General features: G+C 70.9%; 14 protein-coding genes. 2 read left to right on the top strand and 12 right to left on the bottom strand.

Features of this window, described 5'->3' with window-relative positions; genetic code table 11:
* Positions 1–100: 100 nt before the first annotated feature.
* From WME73_RS27390 to WME73_RS27375, 4 genes are read right to left on the bottom strand one after another with little or no spacing between them, the layout of a single operon-like run.
* Positions 101–1,666 (bottom strand): APC family permease, encoded by a 1,566-nt coding sequence (locus WME73_RS27390; protein ID WP_437911447.1) that lies wholly within the window; start codon positions 1,664–1,666, stop codon positions 101–103.
* A complete protein-coding gene (gene uca, locus WME73_RS27385) occupies positions 1,659–5,417 on the bottom strand; it encodes an urea carboxylase (protein ID WP_437911446.1) in 3,759 nt (1,252 codons plus the stop codon). The genes WME73_RS27390 and uca overlap by 8 nt, the downstream gene beginning before the upstream one ends.
* A complete protein-coding gene (locus WME73_RS27380) occupies positions 5,414–6,088 on the bottom strand; it encodes an urea amidolyase associated protein UAAP2 (protein WP_437911445.1) in 675 nt (224 codons plus the stop codon). The genes uca and WME73_RS27380 overlap by 4 nt, the downstream gene beginning before the upstream one ends.
* The gene (locus tag WME73_RS27375) at positions 6,085–6,933 is read right to left on the bottom strand and encodes an urea amidolyase associated protein UAAP1 (protein WP_437911444.1); all 849 of its coding nucleotides are present in this window, start codon (positions 6,931–6,933) and stop codon (positions 6,085–6,087) included. Before WME73_RS27375 ends, WME73_RS27380 begins: the two co-directional genes overlap by 4 nt.
* 276 nt (positions 6,934–7,209) lie before the next feature.
* Between WME73_RS27375 and WME73_RS27370 the strand changes: the two genes are divergently transcribed.
* Positions 7,210–8,028, top strand: a complete 819-nt coding sequence (locus WME73_RS27370) for a TetR/AcrR family transcriptional regulator (protein WP_437911443.1) — start codon at positions 7,210–7,212, stop codon at positions 8,026–8,028.
* Between the two features lie 426 nt (positions 8,029–8,454).
* On the opposite strand, the gene WME73_RS27365 is transcribed toward WME73_RS27370, so the two are convergent.
* Together WME73_RS27365 and WME73_RS27360 are read right to left on the bottom strand one after the other, a co-directional pair.
* Positions 8,455–10,623, bottom strand: coding sequence for a cytochrome-c peroxidase (locus WME73_RS27365; RefSeq protein ID WP_437917437.1), 2,169 nt, complete (start codon positions 10,621–10,623; stop codon positions 8,455–8,457).
* Between the two features lie 654 nt (positions 10,624–11,277).
* Positions 11,278–12,246, bottom strand: coding sequence for a glycoside hydrolase family 5 protein (locus WME73_RS27360; RefSeq protein ID WP_437911442.1), 969 nt, complete (start codon positions 12,244–12,246; stop codon positions 11,278–11,280).
* On the opposite strand from WME73_RS27360, the gene WME73_RS27355 reads away from it, so the two are divergent.
* The gene (locus WME73_RS27355; protein ID WP_437739336.1) at positions 12,200–13,063 is read left to right on the top strand and encodes a hypothetical protein; all 864 of its coding nucleotides are present in this window, start codon (positions 12,200–12,202) and stop codon (positions 13,061–13,063) included. The genes WME73_RS27360 and WME73_RS27355 overlap by 47 nt on opposite strands.
* A 435-nt stretch (positions 13,064–13,498) precedes the next feature.
* Here WME73_RS27355 and upp read toward each other — a convergent pair whose 3' ends face one another.
* Genes upp through WME73_RS27325 form a run of 6 tightly spaced genes read right to left on the bottom strand, consistent with a single transcriptional unit; the run spans position 13,499 to position 17,989 of the window.
* Entirely contained in the window at positions 13,499–14,182 is a 684-nt protein-coding gene (upp, locus tag WME73_RS27350; RefSeq protein ID WP_437739335.1) for a uracil phosphoribosyltransferase, read from the bottom strand.
* Positions 14,183–14,208: 26 nt separating this feature from the next.
* Complete coding sequence (locus WME73_RS27345; RefSeq protein WP_437911441.1) at positions 14,209–15,411, bottom strand: questin oxidase family protein; 1,203 nt, start codon at positions 15,409–15,411, stop codon at positions 14,209–14,211.
* Complete coding sequence (locus tag WME73_RS27340; protein WP_437739333.1) at positions 15,411–15,857, bottom strand: DMT family transporter; 447 nt, start codon at positions 15,855–15,857, stop codon at positions 15,411–15,413. The genes WME73_RS27345 and WME73_RS27340 overlap by 1 nt, the downstream gene beginning before the upstream one ends.
* Before the next feature lie 3 nt (positions 15,858–15,860).
* The gene (locus tag WME73_RS27335; RefSeq protein ID WP_437739332.1) at positions 15,861–16,328 is read right to left on the bottom strand and encodes a DMT family transporter; all 468 of its coding nucleotides are present in this window, start codon (positions 16,326–16,328) and stop codon (positions 15,861–15,863) included.
* A gap of 15 nt (positions 16,329–16,343) precedes the next feature.
* Positions 16,344–17,015, bottom strand: a complete 672-nt coding sequence (locus WME73_RS27330; RefSeq protein WP_437911440.1) for an HAD family hydrolase — start codon at positions 17,013–17,015, stop codon at positions 16,344–16,346.
* Between the two features lie 26 nt (positions 17,016–17,041).
* Positions 17,042–17,989: a pseudouridine-5'-phosphate glycosidase gene (locus WME73_RS27325; RefSeq protein WP_437739330.1), complete on the bottom strand. Its 948-nt coding sequence runs from the start codon at positions 17,987–17,989 to the stop codon at positions 17,042–17,044.
* Between the last annotated feature and the right edge of the window lie 4 nt (positions 17,990–17,993).

Raw genomic sequence — 17,993 nt, 5'->3', positions numbered from 1 at the left:
CGCCGCGCTCTCGTGAACGGGGCGCCCGGCTCCCACCCCCTCGGCTCTTCCGGCGGCCTCCGCTTAAGTCTGCGCGAGCTCGCCGCCGGAACAGCCCGGCTCAAGAGATCAGCGATGCCTCGCGCTCCGGAGGCTCACCGATGGCGACCCGCCCTCCTGCCGGCCGCTGCGTCGCGACGAACACCCCGAGCCCGACCACGAGCGTGGCGGCGACCCCGAGCACCGGGAAGTACTCCATCCACGTCGTCTCGGCGCCGTCGGGTCGCGGCCAGGCGATGTTCGCGATGAGCGCGACCCCCCAGGCCACGGCCGCGGCGTTCAGCGCGAGCCCGGCCCGGCCGAGGGAGAACACCCCGGCCGGCGCCCCGGCGAGGCCCGGCCACCCGCGCAGCCGGCGGAGGAGCATGCCCGCCGTCACGACGAGGTACGAGAGGTTCACGAGGAGCACGGCCGTCTCCGTGATGAGCACGAACAGCTGCGCCTCGCCGTAGTTCACGACGAGCATGCCGCACGCGAGCGCGCCGACCACGATCGCCGGGGCGACGGGCGTCTTCGTGCGCGGCGAGACGCGCGACAGCGCCGGCGCGCACGGCAGCGCGCCGTCCCGCGCCATCGAGAAGGCGAGGCGCGAGGCGCCGGTCTGGATCGCCAGCGTGCAGACGCACACGGCCAGCGCAACGTCGACGAGGAAGACCTTGCCCAGCGCCGGGCCGAGCGCGCCGACGACCACGTAGGCGAGGCCCTCCGTGGCGAGGCGGCCGTCGGTCAGGCTCGGCGCGGCCATCAGCGCCGCGACGAGGAGCAGCGCGCCGCCAACCCCGGAGGCCACGACGGCCTTCAGGATCGCCCTTGGCACGATCCTCCGGGGGTTCTGGGTCTCCTCGGCCAGCGAGCCGGCCGAGTCGAAGCCGTACAGCACGTACGCCGGCATCAGCGCGGCCGCGAGCAGGCCCGCCACCCCCGTGCCCAGCGACGAAGGCGGCCCGTAGATGGGCTCCAGCACCACGCCCGGGCCGCGCACCGCGCTCAGGAAGAGCGCCACGAGCAGCAGCGCGACGCCGCCGAGCTCCGCCATCACGCCGACGTCGTTGACCCAGGCCATCACCTTCACCCCGGCCATGTTGATCGCCGTCGTCAGCACGATGAGCCCCGCGCCGAGCAGCACGGCGTTCGCGGCGCCGTCGCGCGAGGTGAGCGACGGGTCGCCTCCAAGGAGCTGGAACCCGCTCCAAACGCTCGGCAAGATCGCCTGCAGCGCGATGGCCGCCGCGGCGACGCTCACGACGTCGCCGACGAGCTTCAGCCAGCCCGCGAGCCACCCCGGCGCGCCGCCCCAGACGCGGCGGCCCCACGGGTACACCGAGCCGGCCACGGGGTAGCGCGAGCCCATCTCGGCGAGGTTGAGCGCGACGGCGAGCTGGCCGAGGAAGACGACCGGCCACGTCCAGAAGAACCGGGTCCCGCCGAAGGCGTACCCGATCACGAAGAGCTGGAAGACCGTCGTGAGGATCGAGACGTACGAGAAGCCCGCGGCGAAGGCGGACAGGCTGCCCAGGTCCCTCCGGAGCTCCTGGCGGTAGCCGAGGCGGGCGAGGTCCTCGGCGTCGCCGCGGTCCTCCGCGACGAGCGCCGACGCCGGCGCGGCGGTCGAGATGGGGTCACGCATCGGCCGACACCCCCACGAGCGGCTGGCCCGCGCTGACCATCTGGCCCGGGCGGCAGCCGATCCAGCCGACGGCTCCGGCCACGTCGGCCACCACGGGGAACTCCATCTTCATCGCCTCGAGCACGGCCAAGCGCTGGCCCGCCTCGACGCGCTGCCCTTCGGCCACGTCGACCTTCCACACGCACGCGGTGAGCGGCGCCGTCACCGGCAGCACCCCGGCGGGGAGGGCGTCCTCGGCGGCGGCCGGCGCGCCCTCGATCCGGGCGCCCGCGCGGCGCACGCGGTCGAACTCGCCGTCCGCCTCCCAGCGGGCGCGCTCGGCGTCGAACGCCGCCCGCTGCCGCGCCTGCGCCGCGCGGATGGGCCCGGCGTTGTCGGCAAGGAAGCGGTGGTGATCACCCAGGTCGAACGTGGTCTCCTCGATGCGCACCTCACCGCGCCCGGCCACCATGTCGGCGCGGAGCTCGAGCAGCTCCTCCGCCGACACGAGGTGGAAGCGGAGCTGGTCGAAGAAGCGCAGGAGCCAGGGCCGCTCGCGCGTCGTCTGCCGGAACGGCCGGTGGCGGCTCCAGACCGGCACCGTGCGGCCGAGGAACTGGTACCCGCCCGGCCCCTCCATGCCGTAGATGCACAGGTACGCGCCGCCGATGCCGACGGCGTTCTCGGGCGTCCACGTGCGCGCCGGGTTGTACTTGGTGGTGACCATCCGGTGGCGCGGATCGAGCGGCGTCGCGACCGGCGCGCCGAGGTACACGTCGCCCAGGCCGAGCACGAGGTAGCTCGCCGCGAGGAAGATCTCCTGGACCTCCGCGATGTCCGGCAGCCCGTTGACCCGGCGGATGAACTCCAGGTTGCTCGGGCACCAGGGCGCGTCGTCGCGGACCGCGCGCATGTAGCGCTCGATCGCCTCGCGCGTCGCCGGGTCGTCCCAGCTGAGGGGCATGTGGACGACGCGGCTCGGGATCCGGACCTCGGCCTGGGCGGGCAGGTCGGCCTCGACCTCGCGGAGCAGGTCGAGGGCCTTGGCCACGGTGAGGCGCGCGCCGTCGACGTGCACCTGGAGGGAGCGGATCCCGGGCGTCAGGTCGACGACGCCGGGTAGGCGGAGCTCCTCGAGCCGCTCCATGAGCAGGTGCGCGCGCACGCGCAGGTCGATGTCGAGCACCGGCGGGCCGAACTCGACGAGCACGTAGCGGTCGCCGCTCTGGCGGAAGACCACCGCGGGGCGGTCGTCGCGCGCCGGCACGCGCCCCAGCACGGGCTCGCCGCGCGGCCTTCTCGGTGCGGTCGGCGTCGCGGCCGCCGCGAGCGGCGCGGGCGCCAGCGCAGCCCTCGCCGCGACCGGGGTTGCGCCGTTCGTCGCCGCGACCGGGGTTGCGCCGTTCGCCCCGGCCGCGAGCGGCGCGGGCGCCTCCTTCGTGGCTCCGTCGCGCAGGGCCACGAGGGCGTCGCTCCGCTGCGCCAGCGCGTCGGCCTCCGCGGGCACGATCGACCGGAACCGGACCTTGTCCCCGGCGCTCAGCTGGCCGAGCTTCCACCGCTCAGCCGCGGCGACCGTGAGCGGACACACGAACCCGCCCAGGCTCGGGCCGTCGGGGCCGAGGATGACGGGCATGTCGCCGGTGAGGTCGACAGCGCCGATCCCGTAGGCGTTGTCGTGGAGGTTCGAGGGGTGCAGCCCGGCCTCGCCGCCGTCGGTGCGCGCCCATTTCGGCGCGGGCCCGACGAGGCGGACGCCGGTGCGGGCCGAGTGGTAGTGGACTTCCCACTCGGCCTCGTAGAATTGCTCGATCCCGTCGCGCGTGAGGAAGTCCGGCGCTCCGTGCGGCCCGTCGAGCACGGCGAGCTCCCAGGACCTGCCGATCTCCGGCCGGGCCTCGGGCGGCAGCGCGCCGGGGTCGAGGGAGGGGTCGACCTCCTCGCCGAGGCGCAACACGTCGCCGGGGCGGAGCGGCCTGCCGGCGTGGCCGCCGAAGCCGCCGAGGGTGAACGTGGCGCGGCTGCCGAGGTGCGCCGGCACGTCGATGCCGCCGCGGACGAGCAGGTAGGCGCGCGCGCCCGGCCCCCGCACCGGCCCGCAGGCCACGGTGGCGCCCGGCGCGACCTCGACCGGCGTCCACGGCGCAACCTCGGTGCCGTTGACGAGCACGCGCATCGCGGCGCCCGCGGCGCAGACGACGGCGCGCCGGTGGAAGACCAGCGTGGGCCCGTGCACCTCGCACTCGAGCCCCGCGGCGCCACCGAGGTTGCCCACGACGCGGTTGCCGAGCCGGAACGACAGGTCGTCCATCGGCCCGCTCGGCGGGACGCCGACCGACCACAGGCCGAGGCGCCCGGGCCAGTCCTGCACGGTCACCGCGCCCGGCGAGGCCGTCACCTCGATCGTCGGCGGGCGGAACGGCAGCGACGCGAACGTGCCCGTGTGGTGCCGGACCCCGCGGAAATCGGGGTGATCGAGCGCGACCGCGACCCACTCGCGGTTGGTCTCGATCCCGCCGATCCGGGTCTCCTCGACGGCGCCGCGAAGCGCCGCGACGGCCGCGGCCCGGTCCGCGCCGTGCACGAGGAGCTTGGCGAGCAGCGGATCGTAGAGCGCGGAGACCTCGGTGCCGGTCTCGACCCACCCGTCGACCCGCACGCCCCCGCCCTCGGGATAGCGAACCTCGGTGAGGAGGCCCGCGCTCGGCAGGAAGCCCCGCGCCGGATCCTCGGCATAGAGGCGGGCCTCGATCGCGTGGCCGCGGAGCGCCGGGTCGCCGCCGGCGAAGAACGCGGTGTCGCCAGCGGCGATGCGCAGCATCCACTCCACGAGGTCGACGCCGGCGCAGAGCTCGGTCACGCCGTGCTCGACCTGGAGGCGCGTGTTGACCTCGAGGAAGTAGTGCTCGGCGCGGGCGGGATCGACGAGGAACTCGACCGTACCCACGTTGCGGTAGGCGACCTTCGCGGCGAGGGCGCGGGCCGACTCCGCGAGGGCGGAGCGCAGCCGCGGCGGCAGGTCGGGCGCGGGCGCCTCCTCGATGACCTTCTGGTTGCGGCGCTGGACCGAGCAGTCGCGATCGCCGAGGACGAGCACGTTCCCGCGGCCGTCGCCGGCGATCTGGACCTCGACGTGCCGGGGCGCGGCGAGGAAGCGCTCGAGGAACACCTCGCCCGAGCCGAAGTTCGAGCGGGCGAGGCGCTGGACCCGCTCGAACGCGGCCGGGAGCTCCGCCGGCCCGTCGCAGCGGGCCATGCCGATGCCGCCGCCCCCGGCGCTCGCCTTGAGCAGCACGGGGTAGCCGATGGCCGCGGCCTCGGCGGCGGCGTGGTCCGCGTCCCGGAGCACGCCGGTGCCCGGCAGGAGCGGCACGCCCGCCTCGACGGCGATCTCCCGCGCCCGGTGCTTGCTCCCGAAGGCCGCCATCTGGCCCGGCGTCGGGCCGATGAAGACGATGCCCGCGTCCTCGACGGCGCGCGCTAAGTCATCGGATTCGCTCAGGAAACCGTAACCCGGGTGGATCGCGTCGGCGCCGGCGCGGCGGGCGGCGTCGAGCACGGCGTCGACGCGGAGGTAGCTCTCGGCGGGGGTCTGGCCGCCGAGGCGGACGGCCTGGTCGGCGAGCCGCACGTGGAGGGCGGCGCGGTCGGCGTCGGAGAACACGGCGACCGACGCGACGCCGAGGCGCTTCAGGGTGCGGAGGATCCGGCACGCGATCTCGCCGCGGTTGGCGACGAGGACGCGGCGGAAGGGCGGGGCCATGGCGCTCATGGCCGCACCACCACCGCGCGGATCGGCGTCGGGTTGAACGCGTTGCAGGGGTTGTTGATCTGCGGGCAGTTCGAGACGAGCAGCAGCAGATCGAGCTCGGCCCGGAGATCGACATGTTTGCCGGGCGCGGAGAGGCCGTCGACGATGCCGAGGGTGCCGTCGGCCTCGACGGGCACGTTCATGAACCAGTTGATGTTGCCGACGAGGTCGCGCTTTCCGAGGCCGCAGGGCGCGGCGGCGAGGAGGAAGTTCTCGACGCAGGCGTGCTGGTGCTTGGTGTGGTGGCCGTAGCGGACGGTGTTCGACTCGCACGAGCAGGCGCCGCCCGAGGTGTCGTGGCGCCCGCAGGTGTCGTCGGTGACGGTCATCATCACGCGGCCGCGGTTGGAGCGGAGCTGCGCGCCGGTGGTGAGGAAGATGTTGCGCTGGGCGGCGATCGTGTCGGCGGCGCTGTAGCGCTCGGCGGTGTCGGCGAGGACGTAGGCGAGGAAGTCGACGGCCTGGTTGCCCTCGAGGTCGATGACGCGGAGGATCTCGCCGGCGCGGACGATCTTGGCCCACGGCGCGCGCGCCGGGACGATCTCGTCGGAGACGAGGGCGCCGGACAGGCCGGCGAGGGCGGGGTCGCGCAGGGCGGCGACCGGCTTCCCGGGGCTGGCGGCGGGGCTCATCGCGCGCCTCCTGCCCGGAGGCCGAGCGCGAGCTCCTCGGCGGTGTTCTCGAAGGCGCGGCGCGCCTCGGGGGTGGCGTTGCGGACGGGGTCGTCGTCGGCGGCGGGGCGGCCACGCCAGGCGGTCAGGCGGACCTTGCCGGCGCGGTAGGTCGGGCGCGGGTCGAGGCGGTGGGGCACGACGGCGACGCTGACGAGGACGTCCTGCTCGGCGCGGAGCAGCACGTGGGCGCCCGGCCGGGAGGAGTCGGGCAGGAAGGTGATGGCGCCGTCGGCCTCGATGCGGACGCCCTTGAAGAGGTTGATGGCCGTGGGCAGGTCCCGCTCGGCGAGGCCGTGCTTGGCGAGGGCGAGGAGGAGCCGCTCGCGGCCGGAGCGGAGGACGCCGCCGTGGGCGTCGCTGCCATGGCGGGACTCGATCTCGGCCGGGAGCGAGGTGCCACAGAAGGTGTCGTGGCGGCCCGCGGTGTCCTCGAGGAGGGAGGCGAGGACACGCCCCATGTCCGAGAGGAGCAGGTAGCCCGGGCCGGGATAGGCCTGCCACTGGAGCTTCACGGTGTCGGGGAGGCAGAGCCGCTCGATGGAGCGGTCCGCGCGGTGGAGCACGAGGGCGACGCAGGTGTCGCCCTCGAGGTCGACGAGCCGGAGCCGGCTGCCGACGGGGAGCGTGCGCGCCGCGTAACCGCCGGCGCCGAGGGTCTCCTCCCAGAGGACGTCGCGCGCTTCGACGCCCGCCGGCGGATCGCCGATCGACGTGCTCGGCACGGTGGGTTGCGTCTCGACGACGCTGCCTTCCTGGGCGCGCGCGTGCTCGCGCGCGGCGTACGTTGTGGCCGTTTCAGACATTGCCCGCCTCACTTTCGATAGACAATCGAAACTATGGGTCGACTATCCGGGGCCAGGGTTTCCAGGCTGTTTCGTGAGGGTAAAATGCAGGGCGCGAGCGCTTTTTCCCGGAAGTGGTGAATTTTCTTGGTGGCGGTGTGGGTGGTGGATTGGGTGATGAAGAGCGGATGGCGCAGAGGGGCGAGCGAGGAGCCGATTGACGCGCGGGAGGGCGAGGCGGCATGAGGGCGCGACGGCGATCGCGCGGCTGCGTGATGGCCACCTCGGACGATGACGATGAAGACAGAGATGGCTCCTCCTCCGAAGACCGACGGCAGGCACAGCGCCGAAGGAAGGCAGCCGGCGGAAGGGGGGCGGAACGCCGGAGGCGAGCAGAAGGCCGAGGGGAGCCCGCGCCGCATGGGCCGGCCACGCAAGGCGCCGCAGCGGAGCGATCTCGCGCCGCGGGAGCAGATTCTGCAGGTGGCGGGCCGGCTGTTCGCCGAGCGGGGGGTGGCCGAGGTATCGATGCTGGAGGTCGCGCAGGCGGCGGGGCTCCGGCAGTCGTCGCTGTACTACTGGTTCCGGCGCAAGGAGCTGATCGTCGCGGAGATCCTGCAGCAGGTGAACCGGCTGCCGCTGTCGTACGCGCGGAGCCTCGAGGAGACCGGCGAGACGGCGGACGTGCAGCTATGGCGCTTCGTGCGCTTCGACGTGCAGACGGTGTGCGGGTTTCCGCTGGAGATCACGGAGATCCACCGGTTCAGCGAGCGGGATCCGGCGGCGTTCGCGACGTACTGGGCCGAGCGGCGCGCGCTGACCGAGGCCGTGGCCGCGATGGTGGGGCGCGGGATAGGGGAGGGGAGGTTCCGCGAGGTGGACGCCTACCTGTGCGCGCTGACGGTGCTGGCGCAGGACGAGAGCGTGCAGAACTGGTGCCGTCCCGAGGGAGGAGCGCGCGTGCATCCGCTCGCGGCCAGCGATCCGACGGCGCTGGGCTACGGGCCGGAGCAGATCGCGGAGCTCGTCGCGGATCAGACGGTGGGCGGGCTGCTGGTGCGGCCGTCGAGGCTCGCGGCGCTCCGGAGGAAGGCAGGGGGAGCCGACCGAGGTTGAGGCGACCCGACCCAGGTTGAGCAAGGTTGAGGCGATCCGACAGGCGATCCGACCCAGGTTGAGCAGGGGGAGCCGACCCAGGTTGAGCAGGGGGAGCCGACCCAGGTTGAGCGGAGCGGACCCAACCCGGGTTGGAGCGGACCCGACCCAGCGGACCCGACCCAGGTTGAGCGGAACCAGCGGACCCGACCCAGGTTGAGGCGACCCGACCCAGGTTAAGCGGAACCGGCGACCCCACCCAGGTTGCGGCCGCAGGCCGCAGCAACCCAACCCGGGTTGGGGGCGACCCGACCCAGGTTGGGCGACCCGACCCAGGTTGAGGGGGCGGGGGCGACCCGACTCAGGTTGAGATCGCCCCAGGTTGGGATCGCCGCCGACCGGGCGACCCGACCCAGGTTGGGATCGCCGGGATCGCCGCCGGGGCGCTCAGAGCGGGTTGAAAGGCGCAAGCCCAGGGAGGTCCTTCGGCCTGCGCCCTGCGGCGCCGACCGCCGGGACCTCCTTGATCTTCTCGCGAGCACGCCCCGTGCCGTCATCCACCACGGTCCATTCGTTCCAGAAGTGACCGTCGACGACGAACAGCTGCGGGTGATCGAACGGCGCCTCCTCGAACCGGACCCGCTCGTCCGTGAGCGTCGCCAGGAACGCCACGAGCGCCTTCTTCTCATCTTCCGTCAGCCCGAGCGGCTGAATGTTCGGAGCCAGGTTCGTCCCGTTGGGCCCAAACCCGGTGGTGTCGCCGCCCTCCCGTTCTCGCCGGCCGCCGCCACGGTTGTAAAATTCGACGACTTGCCGCAGCGTCAGCGCGCCTCCGTTGTGGAAATAGGGGCCCGTCAGCTCGATGTTCCGGAGCGTCGGGACCTTGAAGGCGCCATCGACCGCATCGCGCTCGAGCCGCGCGATCGGCACCCCTGGTTCGACCTCGAACGACGCCGGGTCGATGCCGAATACGTCCGGGGCGCCCTCGCCCCCGGCGAGCTGCTTCCCTTGCCGCGCGAACGAGAACGGATGACCGAAGGGGTCGACCCCTCCGACGCCGATGTCCTCCTCGGTCGGCCGAACGCCAATGTTGTAGTAGCCCCTGTCGTAGAGCGCGGCGCCGCCGTTCCCGACCGGCATCCGCGAGATCAAACCGCCCACCTGCTCCTCGCGCTGCAGGCGGGTGGCGGCGCTGGTGAACTCGGGACCATGGTGGCAGTTGATGCACCTGCCTTTGCCCTGGAAGATCGCGAGCCCCGCGCGCTCCTCGTCGCTCAGGGCGGCGCTGTCCCCGTCGGCAAAGCGATCGAACCGGCTGTTGTCGGACACGAGCGTGGCCTCGTAGAGCTGGATGGCGAGGCCCCAGAAGAGCGAGAAGTTCGCTTCCACGAGCGACCGATCGCCGACGCGCTGATCCGACCGCCAGTACGCGTCCACGAAGGCCTCTTGGACGAGCTCCCCATAGGACGGAGCGAGCCCTTTTCCGCTCGAATCGCGGAGCTCGCCGAGGATGCTGTCCGTGGGGTCCACGATCTGGCCGGCGAGCGGCCTGCGCGGCAAGAGCTTCGCGGCGACGTCAACGTACGTCCTCCCCTCACACGACATCTCGAAGGGGTTGATCGGCGGGCCTACGGCCTGAGATGCGAGGCTCGAGTTCTCCAGGTCGACCCTCTCGCGGACCAGGACGCCGTCGCGCATGGCGTGGACGGCGGCGTCAGGATCTCGCCTGCCGAACGGGTTCACTCCGTTGAAATGGTTGCTCGCGCGTCCGTCCCAGAAGTTGCGGAAGTTGAACACCGCGTTGATGACGGTGGGCGTCTGTCGCGGCTCGACGCGCCGCACGTTCACCCCTTGCACCTGGAAGACGTCCGGCAGCAGCGTGCAGTCATCCTTCTCGCTCTCGGGCACGATGCCGTTGAATCGAGCGTGGAACACCCCCTGTGAAGAGATGACGTCGTCGGCATCCGCGGGGAAGTCGCGGCGGAAAGTCCAGTCGCTTGCCACGAGCGCGTAGTTCGGTCCGCCCTTCCCGTCCGACCTCGTGGCTTCGAACCGCGCGCGCCGCTCGGGATCCTGGTTGTTGATACCCGGGTTGATCTGGTTTCTCTTGCGGTGGTCGACGCCGGCGTGGAAGTGGCACGTCGCGCACGCCACGCCGTCGCTGCCGACCTGCATGTCCCAGAACAGCGCCTTTCCGAGGGCTACGGCCGTCTCCCTGCTCTTGACGTACCGGGACAGGTCGCGCGGCTCCGGGACGGCGACGCCTCGGAGCGAGCCGAGGGATGGCGGCGGAGTGGCTGGCGTGGGCGTCGCGCCGTCGTCCGGCGGATCCGACGGCGGCGAGTTACCGCTCCCGGGCGTGACCGGCGACGAGGACCCGCCGCCCCCGAGCGACGATGAGCCGCCGTTGCCGAGCGACGATGAGCCGCCGTCCCCGAGCGACGAAGCCCCGCCGCCCCCGAGCGACGAAGACGGTCCGGGCCTTGCGCATCCCGAGCACGGAGGCTCGCGTCCCTCGGGCCAGCAGCCGGTGGTTGACGATAGACCCATCAGGACGCCGAGGATCCACGCCCCGATCTCGCCCGTGCGCGGGTCTTCAGAACGAGCTCTAACCATCACGAGGAAGCCTCCTTCGCTGCTGCGCGAGTGAATGACAGGCGGCGCGAGCCAGCGTCCTCGCGGGACACCGCGGGTCGCCGTCATGTTCGTCCGTCCTGCGATGAGCGGATGTCGCGAGCGCCGACGCTCGACGGGGTTCCGCCCGGCATCGTTCGAGTCTCTTCAAGTCATCCGATCTTCAGAAAGACAGCGCGTGTCCAGGGCGCGCATCGACGTCTCGTCCTGTCTCGTCTAGGCCGGGCGTCTCCCCGTGTCGCGAGCGCATCGGCTCGCGCGGGGGATTCGAGGGAGAAGACGACCTCTGTCGAGGACCGGACGAAGTGGGATGAAGGGACAGGACATATCCCTTCATCGTGCCGTCACCGCGCCGAGCAGGCGCGGCCGTGCGCGTCGCCGAAACCCTGACTCATCCACCGAGTTCGGGCAATGTCGTCGATGAGGAAGCGCGGGAGTGAGCCGATCGAGCGCGGATCGCCTGGTGAACGAGGCGAAGGCGAGAGAGCTAGACTCTGGTCTTCGAGGAGGCCTCGAAGGAACGGAAAGCGCGCCGCGGGAGCTTCGGTGTCCGCGCCCGAGGCGACGTGGCGCCGCGCGACCGACCCGGGCGGAGCGCCCTCGTCCTCGACGGCGCTCCTCGGCGGGCTTCCCGCGTCAAGGCGCCTGGATCTTCTGCTTCACCCAGCGCCCCGACTCGGTCAGCTGACCATCCGACCACGGGCCGCCGGCGCTCGCGCCGGGCCTGAGCGCGGCGCAGGACTCGGCCTTGTCGACGATCGACCAGTTGAGCCAGCTGATGCTGTTGCTGGCCATGAAGTCGAGCCACCGCTGCGCCTCGGCGAGATCCAGCGCGCCGTCTCCGGTAGAGGAGCAGGTGCCCCACTCGGTGACGAACAGCGCGAGGCCCGCGGAAAGCGCGGTCCTCGCCTTGGTGCGCAGCCCATCCTTGTGCGTCGCCGCATAGAAGTGGAGCGTGTAGGCGATGTTGTCGTAGCTCGTGATCGGGCTGTTGGCGGCGACGTCCGCATCCTGCGACCAGTTCGGCGACCCGACGATCACGAGGTTGTCGGAGCCGGCGCCGCGGATCTCCCGGATCACCTCCTCGGCATACGCCTTCACCTGCGCCCAGGTCTCGGTGTCGGGCTCGTTGAACACCTCGAAGATCACGGCGGGCTCATCGCCGTACTCCGTCGCCATCTCCCGGAAGAAGCGCTTCGCAGCCTCCTTGTTCCGGGGCTGGACCGCGTCGTGATCGTGCCAGTCGATGAGCACGTAGATGCCTCTGGCGATGGCGGCGTCGACGATCGCCTTGACCTTCCGCTTCTCCGCGTCCGGGTTGTTGACGTAGCCGAGCCCCGATGTGTTGGCGGTCATCGCGGCACGAACGACGGTCGCATCCCAGTCGTTCACGAGCGTGTCGACGGCGGAAGCGTTGTAGAACTTCTCTCCCTCCCAGACGCTCCAGAACATGCTCATGCCCTTGAGCTGGAGCTCTTCGCCGTGCTCGTCGACGACGCGGTTGCCCATCACCTTCAGGCGGCCGTGCCGCTCCACCGGCGTTCTCGCGAGGGGGCCGGTGCCGGTCGAGGTGGTCGAGCTGGTGCCGCTCGAGGTGGTGGTCACGCTCGACGTCGAGGCGTCGCCGCCACCCATGCCGCCGGCGCCGCTCGAGGAGGCCGACGAGGACGCTACGGCCGACGTCGAGGCATCGCCGCCACCCGCGCCGCCGCCCGAGGACGCGGAGGTCGAGGTCACGCTCGACGTCGAGGCGTCGCCGCCGCCCATGCCGCCGCCCGAGGACGCGGAGGTCGAGGTCACGCTCGACGTCGAGGCGTCGCCGCCTGAGGACGCCGACGTGGACGCCACGGTCGACACGTCGCCGCCGCTGCCCGAGGACGCCGCGGTCGACGTATCGGCGCCGCCTGTGCCGCCTGTGCCGCCTGTGCCGCCTGTGCCGCCGGCGCCGCCCGAGGACGCCGCGGTCGACGCGCCGTTGCCTCCTGCGCCACCGCCGGCGCCGCCGGCGCCGCCCGAGGACGCCGCGGTCGACGCGCCGTCGCCTCCTGCGCTGCCGCCGACGCCGCCCGTGCCGCCCCCCTCGTCTCCGCCGCCCGAGGACGCCGCTGTCGAGCCGTCGCCGCCGCCCGAGGATGCCGACGTGGACGCCACGGTCGACGCGCTGCCGCTGACCGAGGACGCCGACGTCGACGCATCGCCGCCGCCGGATGCCGAGTCTTCCGAGGAGCCCTCGCACCCGAGCAACACCATCGCCGGCAACGCAAGATGCAGAAAGGTGCGCGTCCACCTGGACCCGGTGAACACCCCAGGGGTCAATTCATGGCTCATTGTATTCTCCAAGGAAGGCGTCTCGCACGATGCGCCTGCTCCGAGCGCGGGCATCAAGCGACGATATCGACGAAGAAGGCGGCCCGCTGCATAGCAGGTCCGGCGCGACGGGTGAAGGCGAAAGTGGGAGAGTGATCGCGTCCTGGGCTCCTGGGCGCGCGATTCCTCGCGCGATCGCGCCGGCACACCGGTTGTGAGCGCGCCGGCGCGCGGCGCGTGAGCGCGCCCCTCGGCGCCTGATGGCGCGAGCGACCGACGGCCCTCGCCACGCGCGCCGGAGGATCTCGTCCCGCGCGCTCTCCAGCCCGCGCTCTCCGGGAGCGACCGTCCCAGGTTGACCGGAGGCAGGCGCGGCGCGGTGTCAGCCGGGACCCGCGGCGGCCTGTCGCCGACGGCTGACCGCATCCCGGTAAGCAGCTCCAGCTCCCACCACGTCCCTCGAAGCTCGCCTCGCGGAGGTTCGACAGGAGGGTGGTTCTGTGTCTGAGCGGCGTCCGAGCATCGCGCTGCCGCGCCAGCTCCTCCGATGTCAGGCCTCGGTACCGAAGTACCGATCGCCGAAGTCGCCGATGCCTGGCATCATGTAGGCGTTCTCGTTCAGCCCCTCTTCGATGGATGAGGTGACGATCTTCACATCCGGGTAACGCTCGGTGACGGCGGCAATCCCCTCGAGGACCGTGATCAGGTTGACGAAGATGATGTTCGCCTCCGCGACGCCTCGGTCCAAGAGGACCTGGATGGCGGCGAGCGCCGTCCCTCCGGTGGCCAGCATCGGATCCAGCAGCAGGACGTGGCACCGCGCTATATCGCGGGGGAGAGACGAATAGTAAAGGCGCGGGAGCTTCGTCGTCTTGTCCCTCTGGATGAGGATCTTGCCGATGCGAACCGACCTGCAGACGGCGCGCAGCTCCGCCTCCATGCTCTCGCCTGCACGCGCGATGGAAACCCCGCAGAGCTGCGAGGCAAAGCGCCGGCCCTCGTACCTTCTGCCCACGGGCGTCTCTACCTCGCACGGCTCGAAGGGGAGAAGACCCAGGCCTGTTTCAATCAGCAGGCGGATGATCCTCCCCGAGTAAAAGACGAAATCCTCCCGGCGCGCGCCACGGTCGCGGATGATCGTGTGCAGCGCCCGCAGCTGATTCGTCTGAGGCAGCAGGTGTAGATTGTCAATTTCGAGATGATTCCGGGTCTGCAACTTTCGCGCGGTTGACATGCTCGCGATCCTCCCAACGCTTGAATTCACTCCGTCGGCGGCTCTTCGAAAGACTCGGGCAGCTCCGGGGTCGTGGTGAAGCACGCGGCCGCGGCGCGGTAGATCGAGCGACCACCGGTCCTCTTCCACACCCGATGCAGCACGTACACCAACTTGGGGTTGTGCTCCTCTTCCTCTTCGATCGCTCGCGCGATGATCTGCCCCCAGCCCTCGCCCTCCAGCGGCTGCCCGGCGGAGTCGGTCGCGTCCTCGTACGTCGCATGCAGCCTGGCCAGCGTGGACCTCTTCGGAAGGTCCGCGCGAGAGAAGAGGATGCAGAGCATGCCTATCCAGAAGCACTTGACCACATACCTCCCCTGGTCCGCCGGAAGGCGGCGGGCGATCTGCTCCATCGCGTGCAGCGACGTGATGAGATGAAGGAGGACGAAGTCGCCAGGCTCGGCCAGGTACAGCAGGGTCACCACGTGAAAGAGCTGCTCCCAGCGCGTGGAGACGTCCTGGTCGTCGATCCAGGCCGGGGTTTCGTAGATCAGCGGGTGCCCTTCGGCAAGCAGCCTGGCGATCCGATACTGAAGCCCCGAGCGCGAGAGCTCGGGGTGTATCCCCTGAGCCGCGCCGGCTTCCGTGTCGGCGACCAGCGCCTCCACCCAGCGATGAAGCTCGTCGCGATCGTCGTCCCACGCCCCCGCGACGCGGAGCAACGAGTCGACCGCCCGCTCTCCCCTCGCGCCGCCGGCCGGAGCCGTGACCGCCCTCTCCGGATGGCACGAGACGTACGAGAACGCCATGTACGCCAGACCTTCTATCGCCATCCGGCGGTGGTTCGCGTCGAGCGCCCACCCCAGGTGGATCGTGGCATGCGTGAAGGCGCCGACCCAGCCGGGCAGCAGCGCTAGCAAATAACGTTTCAGCAGCCCGTCGATGCCCAGGAGCTCCTCTTCTTGGTCCAGGAACTCGCAATACGCAGAGAAGCTGGTTCGCTTCCCGAGGAAGCTATCCCAGTTGGACGCCGAGATGGCATGCTTCGACGCCCTGGGCGCTTCCAGGCCGTACCCATAGGGCGTCAGCCTCGCGTAATTGTCGTAGTATGCCTTGATCTTCGTCGGCGGCGCTCCGAGCCCGGCCAGCGCGACAACCGCGTGCTTTGCATGGTTCGTGAGGTGGCCGTTGAATTCGATGTGGTAGGTCCGGTCGTCGAGCAGCTCATCGACCAACTGCGAGTTTGTCATCACGATCTGTCCTGGTGACGAGGCGAACGCGCCACCCTGGTCATGTGAACGCCCAGGAGCACGAGGACGACGCCGAGGCATCGGGGCGCCGTGGGGGGCACGCCCTGGCTCTGGTAGTCTATCAACACAGCGGAGATCATCTGTCCGCTGATCACGAGAAGGACGGCGTTCATCGCGCCGAGCCTGGGAAATACGTAACTGTTCACGGCCACGAAGAACGCCCCGAAGAGCCCGCCGAGGTAGGCCGTGAGCGGCGGAGCGACGGGGGCACCGAACCCCCAGCCGCCCATGACGGAGAGGACCGCCGTCAGGAACAGGAACCCGAGGACGTGATTCCAGAGGGATGCCTTGAAGGGGCCGAGCCGCTCGCTGAGCTGCCCGTTCATCGCGCGGCTCATGCCGATGAGCACGCCGTTGAGGAGCGCGAGCAATATATAGAGGGCCATCGCTCAGCCTCGTCCAAAGATGATGAGCCCGCTGCCCACCAAGACGAGCAGCGCCACGAGGAAATCTGCGGCGACGATGCGCCTCTTCGGGGTGCGGAGCAGCCCGAAGTGATCCAGCACGACTCCGAAGAGCACCTGCCCGACGAGCATCAGGGCAATGGTGCCCGAGAGCGTGAGGCCGCTGTTCACCGTGATCGCCGCCAGCACCACGGTGAGCGCGCCCGGGATGCCACCCAGGTAGGCCCAGAGCGGCGCCTTCCTCTGCTGCTCCTCGTCTCCACCTCGGGGGCGAGACAGCCGCGAGTGGAGCACGACGAGGATGAACGCCGCTGCGGCCCCTAGCCCATGCGCCGCCCAGGACGCGAAGAGCGGCGTGGTGTGTCTCGCCAGGAGGCTGTTGGTGTTGATCATCAACGCGAGGAGGAGCCCCCCCCCGACCGCCAGCAACCAATCTGTGGAACGTCCGCTCATGGGCATCAGCACCGTTCAATTCGACGACAGCGCCGCTCGCAGGCACGTCAGCACGTCTTCGAACGTGTCGGCCATCCAGGTCGGGCCGGACGACGTCAGCTCCTGCACGCCATGCACGCCGTAGGTCACCGCGACGGAGCGCATGCCGGCGGCCCTGGCCATGAGCACGTCGTGCGTCGTATCTCCCACCATCACCGCGCGCCCGGCCGGGACCCCCAATGTCTGCATGATCAGCTGCCCCATCTCGGGATCCGGCTTCGGCCGCGTCACCTGGTCGGCGCCGACGACCAGGTCGAACTGGCCACGAAGCCCCGCCGCCTCCAGCAGCGCAGCGGCGCTCGCCGAGAACTTGCTGGTCGCCACGGCCAGGGCCACTCCATCATCGCGCAGCGCCTGCAGGCCCTCCGTGACCCCAGGAAACAGCATCGAGCGCGCCTTCGGTAGAATGACCTCGCGGAACGAGACCTGGTACCAGCTGATGGCCTCGGCCACCCGCGCGTCATGCCGCGGGACGCCCATCAGCAGGCTGAACGCTTCCTCGAGCGGGAGCCCGATGGTCGCCCGCGTGGCGGAGGCATCCCGTGCCCGGAGGCCCATCGCCGCGAAGGCCGCCGAGAACGTCTCCACGATCGCGCGGGGGGAGTCGATGAGCGTTCCGTCCAGATCGAAGATGGCTGCGCGGCTCATCGTATCTTCCTCAAGGATGGAGACCATCATGAGCCTTTCCTCCGGCGGTATAGCGCGTGCGCGGCCGCGAGGCGACCGGCCACCTCCGCTGTGCTCACGAGGACTGCCATGTTTGCCTTGGCGGACCTCCCCTCGGTCGCCTCGTCGACGGCGCGCATGAGGTACTTGGTGAGCGCATTGCCGCGGATTCCGTCCCCTTCCGCGTCGGCCGTCGCCCTCGTCAATGCCGCGTCGACCTCTCGGCCGTCGATAGCGTCCTCCGCCCTGACGGGGCTGGTGATCAAGACGGAGCTCTGGTTGCCCAGAGCCCAGTGACTCTCGACGGCGCGGGCGATCGCCTCCTCGTCATCCAGCCTGTGAGGGCTGCGGATCCCGCTGGAAGCGCAGTAGAAGGCCGGGAAGTCGTCGGACCTGTAGGCGATCAAGGGCACGCAGTGCGTCTCTAGGTACTCCATGGTCAAGGCCAGATCGAGAATGCTCTTCGCCCCTGCGCAAACGACCGCGACCTTCGATCGGGTGAGCTGGATCAGATCGGAGGAGATGTCCATCGTCCGCTCCGCGCCGCGGTGCACGCCTCCGATGCCCGCCGAGGCAAAGAACGGGATGCTCGCCAGCTCCGCCGCGACCAGCGAGGACGCGACGGTCGTGGCGCCCATCCCGCCCTTCGCCAGGATGACAGACATATCTCGGCTGCTGACCTTGGGGATGCCCGGCGTCGCGCCGAAGCGTTCCATGTCCGCCGCCGTCATGCCGATCATGAGCCGACCGCCGTCGATGCCGATCGTCGCCGGAACGGCGCCGGCGGCCCGGACGGCTTGCTCCACCCTCCTGGCGGTGGCGACGTTCTCCGGATAGCGCAAGCCGTGCGTGATGACGTTGGACTCCAGCGCCACCACCGGCGCGCCGTCCTGGATGGCGTCAGAGACCTCCTCGCTGAGCGAGAGCGGTACGTTGGTGTGTCGATTGCGGCTCATTGTG

The sequence above is a fragment of the Sorangium sp. So ce302 genome (assembly GCF_051530145.1).
Lineage (GTDB): Bacteria > Myxococcota_A > Polyangia > Polyangiales > Polyangiaceae > Sorangium > Sorangium cellulosum_B.
Note: the sequence above shows the minus strand (reverse complement) of the source record. Positions and strands in the feature narration are given on the sequence as shown.

Bases quoted from the DNA above. Each gene is read 5' to 3' on its own strand.
- WME73_RS27345 (WP_437911441.1), bottom strand. From the start codon at position 15,411: ATGACAAACTCGCAGTTGGTCGATGAGCTGCTCGACGACCGGACCTAC.
- WME73_RS27335 (WP_437739332.1), bottom strand. From the start codon at position 16,328: ATGAGCGGACGTTCCACAGATTGGTTGCTGGCGGTCGGGGGGGGGCTC.
- WME73_RS27370 (WP_437911443.1), top strand. From the start codon at position 7,210: ATGAAGACAGAGATGGCTCCTCCTCCGAAGACCGACGGCAGGCACAGC.
- uca (WP_437911446.1), bottom strand. From the start codon at position 5,417: ATGAGCGCCATGGCCCCGCCCTTCCGCCGCGTCCTCGTCGCCAACCGC.
- WME73_RS27340 (WP_437739333.1), bottom strand. From the start codon at position 15,857: ATGGCCCTCTATATATTGCTCGCGCTCCTCAACGGCGTGCTCATCGGC.
- WME73_RS27390 (WP_437911447.1), bottom strand. From the start codon at position 1,666: ATGCGTGACCCCATCTCGACCGCCGCGCCGGCGTCGGCGCTCGTCGCG.
- upp (WP_437739335.1), bottom strand. From the start codon at position 14,182: ATGTCAACCGCGCGAAAGTTGCAGACCCGGAATCATCTCGAAATTGAC.
- WME73_RS27365 (WP_437917437.1), bottom strand. From the start codon at position 10,623: ATGGTTAGAGCTCGTTCTGAAGACCCGCGCACGGGCGAGATCGGGGCG.
- WME73_RS27330 (WP_437911440.1), bottom strand. From the start codon at position 17,015: ATGAGCCGCGCAGCCATCTTCGATCTGGACGGAACGCTCATCGACTCC.
- WME73_RS27325 (WP_437739330.1), bottom strand. From the start codon at position 17,989: ATGAGCCGCAATCGACACACCAACGTACCGCTCTCGCTCAGCGAGGAG.
- WME73_RS27375 (WP_437911444.1), bottom strand. From the start codon at position 6,933: ATGTCTGAAACGGCCACAACGTACGCCGCGCGCGAGCACGCGCGCGCC.
- WME73_RS27380 (WP_437911445.1), bottom strand. From the start codon at position 6,088: ATGAGCCCCGCCGCCAGCCCCGGGAAGCCGGTCGCCGCCCTGCGCGAC.